Origin of the sequence: Candidatus Rickettsiella isopodorum, assembly GCF_001881495.1 — a bacterium.
Lineage (GTDB): Bacteria > Pseudomonadota > Gammaproteobacteria > Diplorickettsiales > Diplorickettsiaceae > Aquirickettsiella > Aquirickettsiella isopodorum.
In genome coordinates, this window is sequence record NZ_LUKY01000032.1 from 54,593 (window position 1) to 74,270 (window position 19,678).

Below are 19,678 nucleotides of genomic sequence, written 5' to 3' on the forward strand. Positions count from 1 at the left end.
GTTCATATGGAGCTTTGTTGAATTCTTTTTATCTGTGTATTAAGCGCTATTGACTTTAACCTTAAGGTTAAGTTTAATATTTTTTACCTTTTCTTACCCATAAAGCACTGCATGAACCGTATTATTCAACTGATTTATAGTTTTACTCTCATCCTAGCACTACTATTTGTGAATCAAGCGGAGGCTAAAACCCAGCGTATTAATTTGACCGTAGCGTATAAACAGGTCAATTTTACCGGAACGCCTGCTCAGGCTATTGCAGTGAATAATCAAATTCCTGGCCCTATTTTACACTTAAAAGAAGGGCAGCCAGTGATCATTACTGTTTATAACCAACTCAATAGAGGCACTAGTGTTCATTGGCATGGTTTGATTGTTCCTTGGCAAATGGATGGTGTAAGTGGTGTGAGTCAAAAACCGATACCGCCCGGAGGTGTTTTTCATTATCGTTTTACACCGCATCAATCGGGTACCTATTGGTATCATGCACACGACGGTTTCCAAGAACAACAAGGTTTGTATGGTGGCATTATTATCGATCCTAACACTCCTTTAGCTTATCACTATAACAAAGACTTTGTCGTGGTTTTGTCGGATTGGAGTAACACATCTCCAGGACAAATTTATAACAATTTTAAAAAAGTGGATGGCTATTATGATTCTCGATTTCCCTTACAACCTTCTTTATTAAAATTTCTTCATGATTATAGAAATGCGACACCTTTAAACCGTCAACGATTACTGCACAGCTATAAAATGATGCAAACGAGTCGGATGAATATTTATGATTTTAGCGATGTGGCCTATGATGCTTATTTATTGAATGGACAAGTAGGGCAACGACCTTGGACACGATGTGTCAAGGTAGGTGATAAAGTTCGGTTACGTTTTATTGGTGCAGGGGCAAGTACTAATTTTAATGTCAAACTCGATCACGGCAAGATGGAAATTGTTCAAGTCGATGGTAATAATATTAAACCTTATTATGTCAACCGTTTTAAGATTGAGCCCGGTGAAACCTATGATGTTTTAGTCTCCATTAAACATCCGGGCGCCACGATTATTTATGCTGAGTCGCTAGATACCTTAGGGCGAGCGATAGGTGTACTGACTACGACACCAGGTACATCGGTCAATATTCAAAATATTAAACCTTTTCCTGAACCTCCTCCTATCATGATGATGAAGCGTAACGGTATGCAATCATCCATGCCAATGCCTGCAATGAATTTAGCTAAAAATAGCTCAGATATGGGCATGGACAATAGACAGACTATGTCTCGCATGAAAAGTTTAACTGTGGGTACTAAATATCAAAAAATGATTGCAGCGGTTAAGACCAATAATCCGAACAAACCGATAGAAAAAACCATACACATGGATTTATCGGGTTATATGAACCGTTATATTTGGTTTATTAACGGTGTGACAATGAATAATGCAAAACCGATTTTACTAAAACCCGGAAAACGCTATCGAATTATATTTACCAATCATTCGATGATGGATCACCCTATGCACATTCATGGTCATTGGTTTATTTTACGTAATGGGCATGGCGCTTACGATCCTTTATTACACACTATCGTTGTTCCACCTATGTCGACTGTAGTGGCGGATCTTGATGCGGATGCGAGCGGGCAGTGGTTTTTCCATTGCCATCAGCTTTATCACATGGCAGCCGGTATGGCGCGTGTCTTTCAATATACCACGTTAATCGACGTGACACCCGCCCATCGGTATCCGCAAAATACAATCAAACTTTTACCTTATACTAACCGGGCGATAGTTCGTGTTCAGCAGTTACCTGTCGATCAGAGCCTAGTGGATTATCCTTCGGATCATGCGCCGCAATTTTTTACTGCGAACTCACTGGATGTTAATCAAAATCTCATTAATAACGATCAAGAAATTACCTATGAAGGTATGTTTGGTGGTGATAAGAACAAACTGCAACTCTATTTGGAAAAAGCAGAAATTAGGCAGGGCATTATCGAAAATGCTAATCTGGATATGTTTTATTGGCATGCTATCAGCCAATTCTGGGCGGTTAAAGGGGGTGTGAATTATGTGTACCGCCCGACGATGACACCTTATTTTCAACCCGGTATCGGTATCGAAGGCTTAACCCCATATTTTATCCAAACCGATATCCGTGCTTATTATCATAATGGAAGTAGCAAACTGGATATAGATTTAACGCGTGATACGCAAATTGCGCATAATTTTTTTATCCGAACGGAAGTAGAAGGCTTATTTGCGAATAAAACCGTTGCGCATGATTTAGTGGGTAGTGGACTCAATGAGTTGCAATTAACATTAAGGCCGTATTACCAAATCAATCCCATGCTTGCTGTGTATGCACAATATCAACATACCGGGAATTACGGTAACACTAAGTCGTTGTTTCAAGAAAATAATTTTTCTACGAATGATAATACCTATAGTTTAGGGGTGTCGTTATTGTTTTAACGAGGTAATTATCCTGCATAATTTTTAAAACAGAGAATGTAAAATGCACTATTATACGATCGGAAAATTGGCTAAATTAGTCCAGCAAACACCCGTCACTATTCGCTATTATGAAAAAATTGGTTTAATTCCTGCGTCAAAACGTAGTGAAGGAGGTTTTCGTCTCTATCCGGAAACGATTATTCGACGGTTTTATTTTATTCAGAATGCTAAGCTCATTGGTTTTGATTTAAGCGAAATTAAAAGCTTACTTAATTTAGAAACGAATCAATCACCCAGTCAGCAGATAAAATTATGCATGCAAAAAAAAATTTCTCACATCGAAACTAAAATAAAGAGTTTGCAGTGTATAAAACAGGTTCTGGTGCGTTGGGAAGAAGCCTGTGATGGTAACATTGCAATCGCTGAATGTCCCATACTCGAAGCACTGTATCATTGTCCTGATGATATTCGCGAATATTTAAAAAACGATTAATGAATTTTGTTCGTGCTATAAATAATGCGGGTAACATTTTAAAAACTTCTTCTGAAAAAATAGTTGTTTCAATTCGAAAATTCCTGTGTAATAGGTAGGTTCATCAATAAAATGCTTGAGATAACTTGTGGATTTTTCAATTAAACGTACTAGTTTTATCGCTATTATTGTTATTGCCGCCTTGTTGGTTATTTTTGTGCCGTTATGGGTAAAAGATTATCGTGCAGATACCTTGCTCTCGTTTACCATTCCCACCTTGCCGACGCCACCGAGTGCGGCATTATTACCCACCACTGCCGGTAAAGCGAGTATAAAAAATTTACTGAGTTTTCCTTTAACGCCAGCCAAAGCGTGGGTAGTTGAATTACCCGATATTAAAGATCCTGCACAGGCTGAAAATTTGGTACTCAGCTTACGTCGTAAAGGTTTTAATGCCTATAGCCGGCAGTACAAAAGTTTATTGGGTGTATTGACGCGTGTTTTTGTGGGTCCTGAAGTCAAACCCGAACAAATGAAACAAGTGGCTGAACAACTCCATACCCAGATGCATCTCACCACTCAGGTTGTCCCTTTTGATCCTTTACTTAGCCAATAAATGCCAAAAAAAATTAAAAAATTAAGTTTTTCCGAACGTGCTTCTTTTTGCTTAAATGCAAGTGCGCAGCGTTTGTGTCAACTCATAGCGGATAAACAAACCAATCTTTGTTTATCCGCTGATGTGAGTTGTGCGTCTGAATTACTGAATTTGGCTGATAAAGTAGGAACGGAAATTTGCCTGTTAAAAACGCATGTCGATATCCTGAGTGATTTTACACCTGATTTTATTCAGCAACTTAAGTATTTAGCCCAAAAACATCAGTTTTTAATCTTTGAAGATCGTAAATTTGCGGATATAGGTTATACCGTTAAACAACAATATGCAGGAGGTATTTACCATATTGCGGACTGGGCGGATATCGTTAACGCGCATACCGTTCCGGGTCCAGGCGTTATTCAAGGTTTGCGAGAAATAGGCTTAGCTAAAAAACACGGTTTATTATTGCTGGCCGAAATGAGTTCGGTTGGTTCTTTAGCCAAAGGATCTTATACGGAAGCGAGTCTTGCTATGGCTAAAGAATATCCTGATTTTGTTATGGGCTTTATTGCTCAGCATCAATTAACAGAAAATCCGGGCCTGATACATATGACACCTGGCATCCAATCGGATTCGAGTGGCGTAGATAGGCTCGGTCAGCAGTACATTTCGCCCGAGCGTGCGATTACGCAAAACGGCACCGACATCATTATTGTGGGGCGCGGCATTTATCAAGCAGATAAGCCCACCGTAAAGGCTCAGCATTACCGAGAATTAGCTTGGAAGGCTTATTTATCATGCTGTTAACCACAGAAAAAAAATCTATCATTCCAGTGATTACGCTGGATGGTCCGAGTGGTTCAGGTAAGGGTACGATTAGTTACTTATTAGCCCAGGATCTCGCTTGGCATTTTCTCGATAGTGGAGCTATTTATCGCGCTGCGGCCTGGATCGCGCTATCGACGCAGACGCCTTTCGAAGAGGAGAAACTCCTTCCTTTAGTAGCCGATTTAGATCTAAATATCAGTGTCCAGACCTCCGATCAACCGCTTAGAATTTTTTGGCAGCAGCAAGAGATTACCGATAGCTTACGTACCGAAGAAATAGGTCAATTAGCCTCACAATTAGGGGCTTATCCTAAGGTTCGGCAGGCCTTATTAGCCTATCAACGCTCATTTCGCCGTGCTCCCGGTTTGGTAGCAGACGGCCGGGATATGGGTAGCGTTGTTTTCCCTGATGCTGAGCTTAAAATCTTCTTGGAAGCAAGCCTCGAAGAACGAGCTAAACGACGTTATTTACAGTTGAAGGCAAAGGGGAAGCATGTTAGCCTTAACGCTGTGCGAGCAGAGCTTGAGCAGCGTGATCGTCAAGATAGACAACGGCCCGTTGCGCCGCTTATAGCGCCTAAAGGGGCGATAACTATCGACACAACGTACTTAAGTATTCAAGAGGTGTTACAACTTATTAAAAGTAAGTTGCCACAGGCTCAAACAAAGAAGTAACAAAGGGGCATTAGACGAGAAATTTCCAAAAAATTTCTCATAATGACTAACTATTAACCGCGCATATTGTTGCGCCTTAACCATGGTTCTCTAAAAAAGAACAAGTGATATAACTATATGAGTGAGAGTTTTGCACAGTTACTGGAGGAAAATTTCTCCGAACGTATTTTTTATACTGGGATGATTATTACCGGAACCGTAGTCCGCATCGAAAAAGACCGTGTCGTTGTCAATGCGAATTTAAAATCAGAAGGCTTGATTCCCATTGAGCAATTTTATAATGAAGCCGGCGAATTAGAAGTCAAAGTCGGTGATGAAATTGACGTCAGCATTGAATCTTTAGAAGATGGTTTTGGTGAAACTCGTTTATCGCGTGAAAAAGCCAAGCGGGCAGAAATGTGGACTGCATTACAGCGTGCACACGATGCGGATACGGTAGTAACAGGGAAAGTAACAGGAAAAGTAAAAGGTGGTTTTACGGTAGAAGTTGGCAATCTGCGCGCTTTCTTACCTGGTTCATTAGTGGATGTACGTCCAGTACGTGATTCTAGCATTATCGAAGGTAAAGACCTGGAATTTAAGGTCATTAAGCTCGATCCTAAGCGTAACAATATTGTTTTATCACGACGTGCTGTACTTGAGTCCGAAGGTCAAGCCGGACGAGAGCAGTTATTAACTGAATTAGAAGAAGGGCAAGTTATTAAAGGTATCGTAAAAAACTTAGCCGATTACGGTGCATTTATCGATTTAGGTGGCATTGATGGTTTATTACACGTCACCGATATTTCGTGGAAACGCGTCAAGCAACCCAGTGAAGTGTTAACCATAGGCGATGAAATTGAAGTCGTGGTGTTAAAGATCGAAAGAGATAGAGGCCGTGTTTCATTAGGACTTAAACAATTAGTCGGCGATCCTTGGGAAGACTTAGTGAAACGTTATCCTGTCGGTACCCGTTTGAAAGGTAAAGTAACTAATGTGACTGATTATGGTTGCTTTGTTGAAATAGAAGAAGGTGTTGAAGGTTTAGTCCACGTTTCAGAAATGGATTGGACGAATAAAAACATTAACCCAAACAAAATCGTTCAAGCAGGTATGGAAATCGAGGTTATTGTATTAGATATTGATTCGGATCGACGCCGTATTTCTTTAGGTATTAAACAGTGTAAGTCTAATCCTTGGGAAGACTTCGCAAATAGGCATGCTAAAGGGGAACGTATTACCGGTAAAATAAAATCTATTACTGATTTTGGTCTCTTTATTGGTTTACCCGGTAATATCGATGGCTTAGTCCATTTATCAGATATTGCATGGAATATCTCCGGCGAAGAAGCCGTCCGTAAATACAAAAAAGGGGATGAATTAGAAACGATCATCTTATCGATCGATCCTGAGCGAGAACGTATTTCGCTGGGCATCAAACAATTGGATACCGAATCATCGCACCCTTTTGATAAATACAGTAAAGATCAGATGGTCAAAGGAAAAATAACTGAAATCAACGATGAAGGAATGAAAGTTGATTTAGGTAATAATATAGAAGCTCAGCTTAAAATAACTGAGTACGGTGAAGAAGGTGAAACTTTTGAAGTGGGACAAGAAATAGAAGCAAGAATTTTAAATCTTGATCGAAAAAATCGTCATATTTCACTTTCTTTCCTTCCTTTAGAAGAAAAAGCAGTCACTAAGTAACGGCTGTTTTCTTATTTCTTAAGGAAATCACCATGGGCTTAAAATTAAAATAAAGGATGATTTTGTTGCTAAGCTAAAGCGCTGGCTACACCAAGCGAGAGCTTTAGTTTTATGAAAAAACTAGGATGTGTTGTCTCCACACTCAATGACAACACATCCTAATTTAGCATAAGTTCCCATTGAGTAGGTAAGTCTATGCGATGTATAACATATTTGTTTCTGATAGTATTATTCATCTTCGGGCTGATTTTTGCTGGTCTCAATGCCGATCTAGTCAGTGTTAATTATTATTTGGGCACTAAGCGATTACCGCTTTCTTTATTAACCATACTCAGCTTTATTTTAGGCGGCTTATTAGGTTTGCTAACCGCATTTATTACCTATATTAAACTTAAGTATATCAATCGACGTTTACGACATCGTTTAAATCTCGTTGAAAAAGAATTAACCAATTTAAGAGCATTGCCATTTAAAGATCAACATTAATGATTTACAATAGCCGCTTAATGTTAAGTGGAGTATAATTTATCTTAACGCTTGATAAATCTCCGGTATTTACTTGATAACGAGCGTGATTATGCTGGAGTTATTGTTTCTATTGCTTCCTTTTGCCGCCGCTTCTGGTTGGTATATTGCTTATTTTCAACTTTCTAATTCAAGTACGCGTAAAAAACATACGTGTAATCGTGAGTATTTACGTGGTTTAAATTATTTACTGAATGAACAGTCTGATAAAGCGGTGGATACGTTTATTAAGATACTTGAGGTGGATACAGAAACCGTCGAAACGCATTTAGCCTTGGGTGTGTTGTTTCGTCGTCGCGGAGAAATTGATCGTGCCATTCGACTCCATCAAAATTTGATTGCCAGGCCCAACCTTGCATCCGCACAGAAATTACAAGCTTTGCTTGCCTTAGGAAGAGATTATTACTGTGCTGGCTTATTAGATAGGGCAGAGCGTTTATTTTTTGAAGTCATTCATCATGATGATAGCGAGTATGCGCGTATCGCAGTACGTTATCTATTAGAAATCTACCAACAACAAAAACGTTGGGAAATTGCTATCAAACAAGCGAAAAAAATTTCAAAATGGGATAACAAAATTTTTAAAAATATTGCTCATTATCATTGTGAATTGGCACAGAATTTATTAAATACACATGGAAGCCGAAAAGAAGCCATCAGACTCCTAGAGCTTGCCTTAAAATATGATGCTCAATGTGTTCGAGCGAATCTGATTAAAGGAAAGTTAGCCATTATTGATGAAAAATGGGAACAAGCCATTGCAATCTATCAAGCGATAAAAAAACAAGACCCCGATTATATTACTGAAACTTTAGAGCCACTTAACCAATGTTATCTACAACATCAATCAGGATCAATGGGGTTACTAAATTATTTACATGAAACACTGAGCGAGCATGCACAGACTCCGATTTCGTTAGCGATCGTTAAGTTGATCCAAGAAAAAGATAACGATAAAGCACTGCAATTTTTGACTCAGCAATTACAAGCTAAGCCTTCACTGCCTGGTTTATATCAATTAGTGGATTTACATTTAGCCCAAGAAAATTGTTCTATGACGGATAAAAGTAATTTAATCAGTTTAAAAGATCTGATTAAAAAATTGATGGAAAATAAACCGGTGTATCGCTGTTTAACCTGTGGTTTTAATAGCAAGATTCTCGATTGGTTGTGTCCTGCTTGCCGCAATTGGAGCACCATAAAGCCCTTATAAAAAAATTAATCTAAATTAACTGCATCTAATCGTTTAACATCTTGTAGCTTCTTTTCGCGCGAAATAAATAAAATGCGATCAGCAATTTTGTTGATGAAATGCCGATCATGACTCACAAAGAGTAATGTCCCTGGATAAATCCGTAAGGCAGTCACCAGCGCTTCTGTTGCTTCGATATCTAAATGATTAGTCGGCTCATCCAGAATCAAGACATTTGCTGATTCCAAGACCATTTTAGCCAATAATAAGCGCGCGGCTTCACCGCCGCTTAAGGCTAAAATATCTTTAAGTACATCTTCTTTATTAAATAATACTTGCGCCAAAGTTTTACGTATCGATTGTTCACTGATGCCTGCGGCATACTGTTCTAACCAGGCTAAAACCGTAGCATGCTGATTCAGTAAATCATGATGGTCCTGCGAAAAATAACTGATATGGGTTTCATACCCCCATTCTACACTACCTTGGTCAGATTGAATCGTGTTGAGTAATAGTTTAATCAGTGTTGATTTACCAATACCATTTTCACCCATAATAGCTACTTTTTCGCCACGCTTTATCTCAAAATTGAGTTGTTGGAAAAGTTTTTTCTCTTGAAAGTTTTTGGATAAATCTTTAACTCGCACAACCATTTTCCCCGAGGGGCGCATCGATTTAAATTGAAATAGAGGGGATAATCGCGACGATTGCTTAATATCCGGGATTTCCATTTTAGCGATCATTTTTACGCGTGACTGAGCCATTTTTGCTCGGTTGGCACTGGCACGAAACCTATCCACAAAACTTTGCATGCTCGCTATTTTAAGTTCCACGCTACGTTTTTCTTGGAGTTTTTGCTCGATAATTAATTGTTTTTCAGCAAGAAATTTTTCATAGTGGCCACTGTATTGACGGATTTCACCATAATCTATATCGAGTATCTGATCGGCCAAGCGATTGATGAATTCAACATCATGAGAAATAAAAAGTAATAAACCAGAAAATTCATTTTTTAAATATTTTTCCAACCAGATAATGGAGATAAAATCTAAGTGATTGGTCGGTTCATCTAATAATAAAATGTCAGGCTCTTGAAATAAGGCTTGAGCAAGCAAGACACGTAATTTAAAACCACCCGATAGCGTGCTTAACGGTTTTTCATGATAGGGTAGTTGTATTCCTAAGCCCATTAAAAGCTTCGCCGCTAAGGCGTAAGCACTGTATCCATTAAGCCTCGCAATTTCTTCTTCCAGTTTTCCGAGACGGTTAAGATTTTTTTCATTTTGTAAATCACTGTGTAGCAGATTTTCTTTCTCTTGCATGGCTTGCCACAAGGCAGGCTTTCCTTGTAAAACGATATCGATAATCAGTGTATTTTCATAACGAAATTGATCTTGTTTTAGCCATCCAACGGTAGCGGTTTTAGGAATGGATAAATTGCCCGCGACAGGCTTTTCTGCGCCGGTGAGTAATTTTAGAAAAGTAGATTTTCCAGCACCATTAGCACCCACTAAAGCATAACGACTGTGTGTGGATAGGATAAGATTAACATCATAAAATAACAGTTTTTCGCCATATGCCATGCTGAGTTGATTAATTGAGATCATATTTTTTACTCGAAAATTATTTTTTTGTCGATAGTATACCGGTCTAAGCTAAAAGGCTAATTTTCGATGACAATTTGAGTGATTGTTTTCCAGTAAAATAGAGAGAAGAGAGCAATTGATTATAATAACTGTGCCTAATCATTATAAAAATTTAAGATTTAAAGATTATTTAATCAAAAAACAGATTGGAAGAATTAAAAAGTTATGCTAAATTAATTTTATATAATCTATAATATGTATCTCTATAAAGTTATGCATATTAAATGAATAACTTTATTAACTAATTAAGCTTTTCACCTAAATACTATAAATAAATAGGGAAATTATTTCATACATTACTATCTAATTAATTTCACCCTTCAAAAAACATTTATTGCTTTAGCTTTTATACTGTTATTTTTTTTACGATAAATAAAAAACGTCTCAATAAAATATAAAAAATAATCTTAAAAGGAGATGCCTATGCCACTGTCAATTAACCATTCTAAATTTGAAACACCAACTAATAATAATCAGGATCCTTGCTTCATTGATATAGAAAAAGATGTTAAGGAAGAAAATCTTGTATTGAACCAGGAATTGACTGAGGTCAACGCATTAAACACAGTCGTCAAATATTATTTAGATGGAAAAGGGCATGCCAGTTTATCAAAACTCGTTCGAGATCAGCTGATATTATTAACTGTGGCTATCACTGGGGCTGGTTTATATGCAACAGCAGCCGATGATTATGCGCAATCTATCGGTGAAAAATTAGCGGGTCGCATCAATTATATGGTATGTACTTGTTTGCCTGCATTAGTCGTACTATATAATTCAACCGAACTTTTTTTAATCATGCGTCGATCAGAGGCTATTCCTGAACCGCTAAATCAGTATTTAACTAATTCTAGTACACGCTTAGAAAAATATTTAGAAGATATGGCTATTACTACGGGAGCCGCAATTTCTGCTTTACCTCTGGCGGCGGTTAGCTACATGTATCCTATTCCGGGTTTATCAAAAACACTACTTGTATTTCAAGGAATTGTTGTTTTAATTGATAATACGATACTTCATCTTTTTCCGTTTAAGCTAGCATTTTCAGAACCTTTATACCGTCTCCCCAGTCTACCATTTGAATTTATCATTCGACAAATAATGAATTGCCAACTGAATCAAGAAGTAAAGGATAAAAAAAAGTTACAGATGCAAATAAATCAATCGATACAGGCGATCAAACAACGTCTCATCAATCATTTAGAATGCGGAGAAAAACTTTTAAGCATTTACGGATTTAAATTCCTAGGTTGCAGTTACACCAACGAAGTAAAAAAACAGATTGATGATGAATATAGTCGGCAAAATTTACCCATCGAATTACTCATTGCTTTACTGAATCGTTTACATGACATGGCTTCCCATCAATCCATTTCACCACCCAGCAGCCTAAGGAAATTTTTTAGAACACTGAGTTATGTTCCCGGCGCACTGTGGGTTATGTCCAGCTGTGCAGGGTTTTTAGCCGCACCTGTTAATGAAATGACTGCATTAACAGGTAGTCCAGCGCTAGGCGCCACGTTTTCGACACCACCGATTTACTTTTTAGGCGTATTATTAGCCTTTTTTGGTGGTAATGCGTTACAAAATACGTTTGATTATATCACTGATTGGAAAGAGGACGCGGTTAAAATCCCGATGGCTTTTAAACTTTACCCAAAAACTTCGGTGCTACTCATTTTCATTTCGATGTATCTGTCTGCATTTTCTTATGCGGCAGGGGCACAATTAATTAACGATAACTTTAAAGGGGATTTAGCATTTTTACGTCCTTATTTACTTTATTTAGCCAAAACAGGTTTAACCTTTTTAGGTTTTACTGCCATGATCGATTTTTTCAATAATATGTTAAGCAAGTTTGGACAATATGGTCGCAATGAGGATGCTCAAACAGTCATTAAACTTGCTGAGGCCTTCAGTCAAATGAAAAATAGTTTTCAACGGATGAAACCGGTTTTCTTGTTAGAATCTTTAGCGAGTATGAATGAAGGTTATTTAAATAGTATTTTAAATGTAAAGGATAAAACCGATCAACGAAATTTCAGTGAGCTACTTATTCAGCTAGCCGAAAAGTTAAAAGTAAAGTTGCTTAAAGAATTTGAATCGATAGATTTAGCAGATATAGACGAAGCTAAGTTCATTAAATTATTATCTCAGCTAAAAAATGATTTGTGTTATATCGTCGATAAGATTGAGGCGCTATTAATTTTTTTCGATACGGATCAAAAATCGGATGCGTTGCCTGTAAACTTAAAAGAAGTTTGCCAGGAATATAAAGCCGTTTGTAAACTCATCACAACACTAGATGGTGTAAGCTTAGCTAATGATAGAGAACTCGGTACTTTTTCTCGTGATGATCGTTATGCCGGTCCTTCTTCAGAAACAACCCCTTTACTTATAGCACCAGGAGGGTCTATCCAAACCAGGTTTTTTCATCATTATGCGAGTACTAGCAATAGATCGAGTTTTTCGCCGATAGATTTAACAATCGCATCGTCACAAATAGGAAGGTAAAAATCTAAGCAGAAGTATTTTCCATAACGAACTTGAGCTTATCATGTGATAAGCTCAAGCCGAACTAATATTTTTTTATTAGAAAAAATTTCACCTAACCAAAAAGATAGCGTGCTGTAAAAATAATATTATGAGCATGTAAGTTTCCAATATCTGCAGGACGAAAAAGAGGATTAGATCCCGAAAGAATTTCAGGATTGGCGTTAAGCGAACCTAACTGGAGTTGACCAAAATTATCATAGGAATACCCTAAGCTAAGCCAAAAATTAGTCACCACAATAAAATCAAAGCCTGCGCCTATATTGTAACTCCAGTTTGTAGTTGTTTGTGAATCCGTAGTTACTAAGGTCCCAGTGGGATTATTTGGGTTTGCTGGTATAGGAAGAGTCTGACTTGTACGTGCCCAAGAAGTACCTAATCCAAGATTCAGATAAGGCATCAGTCTATTAAACCACTGATAAAAATCTATTTTCCAGTTGAGTAAAGCACTACTTTCCTCGAGTCTATACGGGACAGTTCTAGTAGCTATCCCAAAAAAATTTGTAGGTGTATCTAGCGAGACCTGATCAGTATAGCGATATTGTATACCTAAACCCATAAAAGGGAAAAAACGGCTGTCAGGATCAAAAGCAAAAGGATTTTTCCAAGTATAGCCTACTTCACCTTGGAAATAGATAGGTGATGAATTATACTGAGGTGATAAAATCAATGGTAAAGGCTGTGGAATCGGTGGAAGAGTCATTAGATAACCACCTGCTCCTGCCCGGTAATCAATAGAATCCCCAATACCTAAGGCAGCATACCAATGATGTTGATTTTCTTTGAGATCAAAGTCACAACAAGTCCGCGCTAAACTATCAGTAGCGAATGATAATAAAAGTGCAAACATCCCTAAACGCAAATATGACATATAAATTAACCTCAACCATCCATAAAGAGTAAGCTAATTGTAATACATAAAAATGATTTGTAAAGTTATACCCACTAGAATCTACTCGGGTTAAATCACACCGATAACTTTATGTGAGGTGAATGTTCTTACCGAACTGGGAAGTAAATTAGTATTAAATTTTCCATCAACAAGAAGAATCGTTTGCATTGATGATTTGGATCCGCCCTAATCCATCAACCATTACATCCGATAATAAAAGTTATCGGATGTACTGGCTTAACTGTAACTTTTTAAATATATAACTTCTCAGTTGCTTATTGCTATCTAGTTTTAATTCCCTTTTTCGATTTTCTGCCAACTTCCGTTCCATAAGAAACGGTATATAGTTTAATTTCCTTGTCGCATTTGAGTTAGAATCTACAGATAACCGACGCGTTTAATTTAATTTGGCGTAATGATGTTAAACATTGTAGGAAAAGTATCGAATAAGCCCATAAACTCCTCAAGTTTTTGCTTGTTGCCTTCTAATTTTATATCACCTTCTGAAATAGCTTGCATAACATTTTTTTGTTTTAATGTCAGTGCATCAAAAATGTTTCTAGTAAGATTTAAAGTTGCATGAGCCTCTTTAATTTTTTTATTGGGGGTATAGATTAAAACTGAATTTTCTATTTCAAGTGCATACAATTGTTTTTTATCAGTTAAATTTAGGTTAATTCTAATTTTTTTACCTTCGGCTTTTTGGCTATTGAGTCTAATACCCATGTAATCAAGATACATTTCGATAGGCATAGCACGTAATGTGTCTGGGCTCGCAGTCTCAGTTCCTGCAGCCTGTGATACACCATACCGAAGCTCGTAGGCACCCATCAAATATTCATTACGCCATGTTGCATTTTCAGCTTGGTAACCTAACTGCTCAAACGCATCAGCTTCCAAATTACGCGCAGTTTGATTCTTAGGATCCGCAAAAACAACATGATTCATTACTTCAGCTACCCAGCGATATTCTCCTTTTTTGTAATACTCACGTGCTTTACGTATAACTGCATCTTCACCACCCATAAATTCAACATAACGCTTTCCTGCTTCTACAGGAGATAATGGATCAAGATGAGCAGGATTTGAATCATACCAACCTAGATAGCGTTGATAGACAGCTTTGGCATTATGACTCACTGAACCATAGTAACCTCGGTTGTACCATTCATTCGACAATGATGGCGGTAATTGAAGTCGATTACCGACTTCTGTCATGGTATAACCTTGATTCATCATATGAAGTGTCTGATCATGAATATATTTATAAAGGTCCCTTTGTTTTTTTAAAAAATTTATAATATTTTCTGTTCCCCAGATTGGCCAATGATGTTGAGCAAATACAACATCCGATCGGTTCCCAAACATTTCAACGGCGTTATTTATTGTCTTCCACCAAGTAGAAGCATCTCTGATTTGTGCTCCTCGCAATGTATAGAGATTATGTAATGTATGTGTCGCATCTTCGGCCATACATAATGCGCGCTGCTTCGGGAAATAAATAATCATTTCAGCAGGCGCTTCAGTATCGGGTGCCATTTGAAATATCATTTCGACACCATCAATGACTCTTTTCTCGCCCGTCTTACTAATAAGGTCGGTTGGAGGGATTAATGTTACATTACCAAGTGATACTGTTTTCCCTAAAGCGGCATCGACTTGCCCTTTTTCATTTTTAGGTAATAAAGCGCCATACATGTAAGTCGCACGTCGACTCATCGCATTTCCAGCATAGACGTTTTCACTCACCGCCGCTTCCAAAAAACCCTGTGGAGCGAGTATTCTTACTTTTCCATTGGCAACATCTTCGGGCGTTGTTACTCCTCTGACGCCGCCATAGTGGTCCGCATGACTATGCGTGTAAATGATTGCAACAACGGGTTTTTTAGGTCGGTACTGATAATACAATTCGAGTGCCGCTTTTGCTGTTTGTTTCGTCAATAAAGGATCAATGATGATAAGACCTTTCGTACCTTCAATAATATCCATATTAGAGAGATCATATCCTCTCACCTGATAAATATTGTCTTTAACTCGATAAAGACCATAATTCATATTAAGCTTCGATTGACGCCAAAGACTAGGATTGATTGTTAAAGGTGCCTGAGTAGATGCAAGAATAAAAGCATAATCCTTTATCGACCAAATGAGACGACCTGCTTCATTTTTAATCTGTAAAGCTGGAATAGTACCGATAAAATTGTTTTTTGCATCGGCAAAATCCTGTTTATTATTGAAAGGCAGCTCATGTAGAACAGATTGATTTTTTTGTTGAGTCCATTGAGATGCCTCTTTAAAAGCCATTTCATTGGCATAGACATTAAAAGCTAAACCTAATAGAACAGATGAAATGAGGTTTTGTATCATATAAAAAAATTATAGATGATTTTTACCATTTTGCCGATTTTTCCAGGACCAAAGCTCAGCGGATAAAAATTAAATTGAAATTAGCCATACTCATAATTAATTAAAAATTATAGATAAAAGATAAAATATGATTGATCTGATTTTGTTTTAATGGAGTTTGGGATTGATATTGATTAATATAGCCTATTTCTAAAAATTGGGTAGTGGATAGATGAAAATTAATACCAAGAAATAACCTATTTTCTCTCAATAAACTATTCGATGTATAATTTGTTCTATTGAGACGAAAAAAAAGCTCATCATAAAAGTAAGGATTTATTCTTCTTACGAAGCGATATTTCATTTCAAATGAAATTCTTTCTCGAAGTTGAAGAGCTATTTGACTTTGATTCGCACGCATTATCTCTTCTAATCGTGATCGTGAAACAAAACTAACGGATTCATTTGGGTGAATAGGCCAAATAAATTGCTGAAACAAACGATTTTCTTGATAAAATTGATGATAAGGTTTGTGACCTGACCATCGATAACCAAACCATATACGTGTATTAAATAAAATTTTTCGACCCAAACCGCCCTCGAGATAGGCCGTTTGCCAGGGATAATTTTTATGAATAAATCTTAATTCGGATGAAATTAAATAAAGCCACGGACTCTCTTCAGAAAAACTTTTCTGTGTATTTATCCCTAACCAAAGTTTTTCATTTTGCTCCAACGCAAAACATGTTGTGGTAAAAAGCAGTAAAAATAAGCCAAAAATATAGTTGAATTTCATCATTATATAAAATGCTATCTCTATTAATTTAAATTTAAGTAATAAACATCAATTCGTAAAAATAATTAAATAATAAATTTTCCCTGAAAATGGCCAGGGTAACAGCAAGCATCAGAGTGCAGTATGGTTTGCCACATCGGATAATAAGCATAGGTATCCAATGACTCTTTTGAGCTTATTCACCTTATCCATAATAATCTTGAGTATATCCTATGGGATAAGACTATTATATATCATGTTTTATTATCAATTAAACAAATTTACGACAATTAAATTTTAAAAAATTATTTAATTTAATGTTAATAATATTAATTTATAATAAATTTTAAAAGAAAAAATAGTCTTTCTTATAAGGGTGGTTGTTATTATGTTTTTTCTCAAGCCTAAATTTAATATTAAAGATTTGACAAAAAATAGTCCTGAATTAAGCGAAGTTTTTCATCATAAAAACCAAGGTATTCCTAAAAAAGATTTACTTGCTTTATTAAAACGAGTTCAAGAAAAAAATATTGTTTTACTTATTCGACCCGTTGAAGTACTGACTAGGGCCTTACATGAACAAGGGAGATTTCCAACTAAAAATTTTAATATTAAAGGAAAATCATCTTCATGGGGTGCATGGGCGGGTTTTATTCCTATCGATCAAGCATATAGTAAATTAAATAGCAGTAATCCTGAGAAAATAAAAAAAGCCAATAAAGAGGTTCAAGCTTGTATAATAAACAAATTTGCGCAGGCTATCCACTTAACAATCTCTGAAAAACGTTTTCAAGAATTACAGAATAAAAAATTTATTTTTCTGCAAGGCCAAGAAGATGAATATTTGAGAATTAATTGTCCTCGTCCCCCTTTTACAAGTAATAAATCCGAATTATGTTATGCAAAAAAAATTAATGCCACGGAATATGCTCTCTATACGGCTGAAAAGAAATCATTTCAAGTTTTAGCAGACATGCATTTAAATAGGCCGCTGATTGCTGATTATGACTTATTAGCTATTTTTCGTACCTGGAAGGATTTTAGTCAAGATAATATTAGACCTAACCCTGATGTAACTTTAAGGGAACGTCATCGGAGACTTTCTCCTATCGAACAGCGTCGTTCTATGGAAAATGAAAAAAACTTCTATGGCCGAGAAATCCCAAATTTAGGTAATATTGCTCCTGAAACAATAAAAATACTTAGTGAATTGAATCAAGCCTTAAATAAGGGAGATTATTTAGAGTGCATTCATCATAATGATGATGCTGGTTCACCTGCTAGTGATCCGACAGCAAATTATCCAATAACGGCTTTGCTACCTAAACTTAAGGGACTACCCGAAATAGTATTAATTGATTCTGCAAAAGAGTTTGTTGATTTTATCGAAGCTATTAAACAGCATGAATTTCGCGTTGAAGCGAACCCTTTATGGGAACAAGCGGTTCAATTAGCAGCTAAAGAAGATTTCTATCAGAAAATAATTCGTTTAGAGCATTTAAAAAATAATCCAGAAATTTTGAAAAATTCCTTAAGAGATATATTTACAGCCATCGGTATAACTGATTCAACCTTAATAAAAGAAATAACTTATGTAGTATTACTCACTATGAAGCATAATATTCATATTCAATTTAAAGATTTTTTCAAAAGTATCAAATCATGTTTATTGATTAATTCAGTGTTAGTAAGCCAATGGTGTAACGTATTAGATAAACTATTAAGTAAAGGCTTGTTAACAGATGACGTTTTTTTCCAAATTCAATGGCTTGTAACACAACTCAAAGAAGATATACCGGGTTTTTCTGAACTTTCCGCAACAATAATTAACTTTGAAAATTTTGAGAGTTTACAGCAATGTCAAACTAAAGAAAGGCTGAATGAATTATTGAGTTTGGCTGAAACATGCATCCATGATAATAAATTAGATAAAATCAAATTTAAAGCCGGTATAAATGAAGGTTTGCTGAAGTTATCATTAGAAACCACAGAAGAATTAACAGCCTCGATGCTATTTAAACTATAAAAAAGTTATTTTTAAATATTAATGTTATAATAATAAAAATACTTTTCCTAAAAAATCAAAGGAAAGTTTATGCTACAAGAAGAAAGCCCTTATGTGTGCCCTATTTCTAAAAAGTTTTTTTTTGATCCCGTTTATTTGCTATGCAATGATAAAAAACATATTTTCGAAAAAGAAGCTTTGCAAGATAAGTTAGCTGAAAATTTAAACTGCCCAAAGTGTAAAATTCCTCTTGACAGTAAAAACCAAATTCTAGAAGCTAATGACATGAAAAAAAGCATCTATGAAGCGATACAAAAAAATCAGCTTTTGGTTTGTAATCAATACCTTCCTCGTGAGGTCATTTTTAGTTTACTTTGTGAAGGTAAGCTAAAAATGCCATTAACAACCATAGAGAAAATACTAAACTATAACTATACTCATCAAAAATTAGAGCTAAAAGAAAACTTGAGTTTTATATTTTTAGATAATTTCACAACGAAAAAACAAAAATTAATTTTATATGCACTAAAAATCCAGCCACAACTTATGGCCTATTTTTTACGGAATTCCATACAAACTTCCCAATTAAAGCTGATCGTTAAAAAGTTAACGGACATAAAGGGTGCCTTTAATGAAATAACTATCAACCAGTTCATTACACACACTACGGCTAATCAGCAAGAATTTAATTCGGTGAGTTACTTGTTGCTCTCTAATGTTGAAGGAAGAGAAATCTTAAAAGAAAATAGTGCCCTATGCACTCTTATTGGGGAAAGATTATCGGAAGATAGCCTCAAACAATTCGTAAATCAAACTACGCATAAAGGTACATTATACTATTTATTAACTGATGAAGAGGTTGGCCAGAAAATATTAAAAAACCATAAAAATTTGAGAGATAAAATGAGTTACATTGGAAAAACACTATTATCTAAACAAATTATCGATGGACCTGATAAAGGTCAAACCTTGCAGAACTTGTATAATCAAGTCATTAATTCGACATCTCTAACTAAGAGATTGACACATTAA

The 19,678-nt window shown here is 36.2% G+C and carries 15 protein-coding genes; 11 read left to right on the forward strand and 4 right to left on the reverse strand.

What is annotated here, in order from left to right:
- The first annotated feature begins 111 nt into the window (after positions 1-111).
- The 8 genes from A1D18_RS02455 (at position 112) to lapB (ending at position 8,450) form a co-directional block, all read left to right on the forward strand.
- A complete protein-coding gene (locus A1D18_RS02455) occupies positions 112-2,472 on the forward strand; it encodes a multicopper oxidase domain-containing protein (RefSeq protein ID WP_071662242.1) in 2,361 nt (786 codons plus the stop codon).
- Positions 2,473-2,515: 43 nt separating this feature from the next.
- The gene (locus tag A1D18_RS02460; protein ID WP_071662243.1) at positions 2,516-2,947 is read left to right on the forward strand and encodes a heavy metal-responsive transcriptional regulator; all 432 of its coding nucleotides are present in this window, start codon (positions 2,516-2,518) and stop codon (positions 2,945-2,947) included.
- A 127-nt stretch (positions 2,948-3,074) separates the two neighbouring features.
- Positions 3,075-3,542, forward strand: a complete 468-nt coding sequence (locus tag A1D18_RS02465) for an SPOR domain-containing protein (protein ID WP_071662244.1) — start codon at positions 3,075-3,077, stop codon at positions 3,540-3,542.
- Positions 3,543-4,328, forward strand: coding sequence for an orotidine-5'-phosphate decarboxylase (gene pyrF / locus A1D18_RS02470; protein ID WP_071662245.1), 786 nt, complete (start codon positions 3,543-3,545; stop codon positions 4,326-4,328).
- A complete protein-coding gene (gene cmk / locus A1D18_RS02475) occupies positions 4,319-5,023 on the forward strand; it encodes a (d)CMP kinase (protein WP_071662246.1) in 705 nt (234 codons plus the stop codon). Before pyrF ends, cmk begins: the two co-directional genes overlap by 10 nt.
- Positions 5,024-5,140: 117 nt before the next feature.
- Positions 5,141-6,712, forward strand: a complete 1,572-nt coding sequence (gene rpsA / locus A1D18_RS02480) for a 30S ribosomal protein S1 (RefSeq protein ID WP_071662247.1) — start codon at positions 5,141-5,143, stop codon at positions 6,710-6,712.
- 195 nt (positions 6,713-6,907) lie between these two features.
- Positions 6,908-7,198, forward strand: a complete 291-nt coding sequence (locus tag A1D18_RS02485; protein ID WP_071662248.1) for a LapA family protein — start codon at positions 6,908-6,910, stop codon at positions 7,196-7,198.
- Between the two features lie 91 nt (positions 7,199-7,289).
- Positions 7,290-8,450, forward strand: coding sequence for a lipopolysaccharide assembly protein LapB (gene lapB / locus A1D18_RS02490; RefSeq protein WP_071662249.1), 1,161 nt, complete (start codon positions 7,290-7,292; stop codon positions 8,448-8,450).
- A gap of 5 nt (positions 8,451-8,455) precedes the next feature.
- On the opposite strand, the gene A1D18_RS02495 is transcribed toward lapB, so the two are convergent.
- Entirely contained in the window at positions 8,456-10,036 is a 1,581-nt protein-coding gene (locus A1D18_RS02495; protein WP_071662250.1) for an ABC-F family ATP-binding cassette domain-containing protein, read from the reverse strand.
- A gap of 462 nt (positions 10,037-10,498) precedes the next feature.
- Here A1D18_RS02495 and A1D18_RS02500 point away from each other — a divergent pair, with 462 nt between their 5' ends.
- On the forward strand, positions 10,499-12,589 hold the full coding sequence (locus A1D18_RS02500; RefSeq protein ID WP_071662251.1) for a hypothetical protein: 2,091 nt from the start codon (positions 10,499-10,501) through the stop codon (positions 12,587-12,589).
- 94 nt (positions 12,590-12,683) lie between these two features.
- Here the strand turns inward: A1D18_RS02500 and A1D18_RS02505 are convergent, their stop codons facing one another.
- The 3 genes from A1D18_RS02505 to A1D18_RS02515 all read right to left on the reverse strand — a co-directional run bounded on the left by A1D18_RS02505 (position 12,684) and on the right by A1D18_RS02515 (position 16,665).
- The gene (locus tag A1D18_RS02505; RefSeq protein ID WP_071662252.1) at positions 12,684-13,499 is read right to left on the reverse strand and encodes an outer membrane protein; all 816 of its coding nucleotides are present in this window, start codon (positions 13,497-13,499) and stop codon (positions 12,684-12,686) included.
- 423 nt (positions 13,500-13,922) lie between these two features.
- On the reverse strand, positions 13,923-15,887 hold the full coding sequence (locus tag A1D18_RS02510) for an alkyl/aryl-sulfatase (RefSeq protein ID WP_071662253.1): 1,965 nt from the start codon (positions 15,885-15,887) through the stop codon (positions 13,923-13,925).
- 100 nt (positions 15,888-15,987) lie between these two features.
- Positions 15,988-16,665 carry a DUF2490 domain-containing protein gene (locus A1D18_RS02515; protein ID WP_071662254.1) on the reverse strand — a complete coding sequence of 226 codons (678 nt, stop codon included), beginning with the start codon at positions 16,663-16,665 and terminating at the stop codon, positions 15,988-15,990.
- 364 nt (positions 16,666-17,029) lie between these two features.
- Here A1D18_RS02515 and A1D18_RS02520 point away from each other — a divergent pair, with 364 nt between their 5' ends.
- Together A1D18_RS02520 and A1D18_RS02525 are read left to right on the forward strand one after the other, a co-directional pair.
- The gene (locus A1D18_RS02520; protein ID WP_071662255.1) at positions 17,030-18,667 is read left to right on the forward strand and encodes an anthrax toxin-like adenylyl cyclase domain-containing protein; all 1,638 of its coding nucleotides are present in this window, start codon (positions 17,030-17,032) and stop codon (positions 18,665-18,667) included.
- Between the two features lie 69 nt (positions 18,668-18,736).
- Complete coding sequence (locus A1D18_RS02525; RefSeq protein WP_071662256.1) at positions 18,737-19,678, forward strand: RING finger protein; 942 nt, start codon at positions 18,737-18,739, stop codon at positions 19,676-19,678.

Bases quoted from the DNA above. Each gene is read 5' to 3' on its own strand.
- A1D18_RS02485 (WP_071662248.1), top strand. From the start codon at position 6,908: ATGCGATGTATAACATATTTGTTTCTGATAGTATTATTCATCTTCGGG.
- A1D18_RS02515 (WP_071662254.1), bottom strand. From the start codon at position 16,665: ATGATGAAATTCAACTATATTTTTGGCTTATTTTTACTGCTTTTTACC.
- A1D18_RS02510 (WP_071662253.1), bottom strand. From the start codon at position 15,887: ATGATACAAAACCTCATTTCATCTGTTCTATTAGGTTTAGCTTTTAAT.
- lapB (WP_071662249.1), top strand. From the start codon at position 7,290: ATGCTGGAGTTATTGTTTCTATTGCTTCCTTTTGCCGCCGCTTCTGGT.
- A1D18_RS02460 (WP_071662243.1), top strand. From the start codon at position 2,516: ATGCACTATTATACGATCGGAAAATTGGCTAAATTAGTCCAGCAAACA.
- A1D18_RS02500 (WP_071662251.1), top strand. From the start codon at position 10,499: ATGCCACTGTCAATTAACCATTCTAAATTTGAAACACCAACTAATAAT.
- cmk (WP_071662246.1), top strand. From the start codon at position 4,319: ATGCTGTTAACCACAGAAAAAAAATCTATCATTCCAGTGATTACGCTG.
- pyrF (WP_071662245.1), top strand. From the start codon at position 3,543: ATGCCAAAAAAAATTAAAAAATTAAGTTTTTCCGAACGTGCTTCTTTT.
- rpsA (WP_071662247.1), top strand. From the start codon at position 5,141: ATGAGTGAGAGTTTTGCACAGTTACTGGAGGAAAATTTCTCCGAACGT.
- A1D18_RS02495 (WP_071662250.1), bottom strand. From the start codon at position 10,036: ATGATCTCAATTAATCAACTCAGCATGGCATATGGCGAAAAACTGTTA.
- A1D18_RS02505 (WP_071662252.1), bottom strand. From the start codon at position 13,499: ATGTCATATTTGCGTTTAGGGATGTTTGCACTTTTATTATCATTCGCT.
- A1D18_RS02455 (WP_071662242.1), top strand. From the start codon at position 112: ATGAACCGTATTATTCAACTGATTTATAGTTTTACTCTCATCCTAGCA.
- A1D18_RS02525 (WP_071662256.1), top strand. From the start codon at position 18,737: ATGCTACAAGAAGAAAGCCCTTATGTGTGCCCTATTTCTAAAAAGTTT.
- A1D18_RS02520 (WP_071662255.1), top strand. From the start codon at position 17,030: ATGTTTTTTCTCAAGCCTAAATTTAATATTAAAGATTTGACAAAAAAT.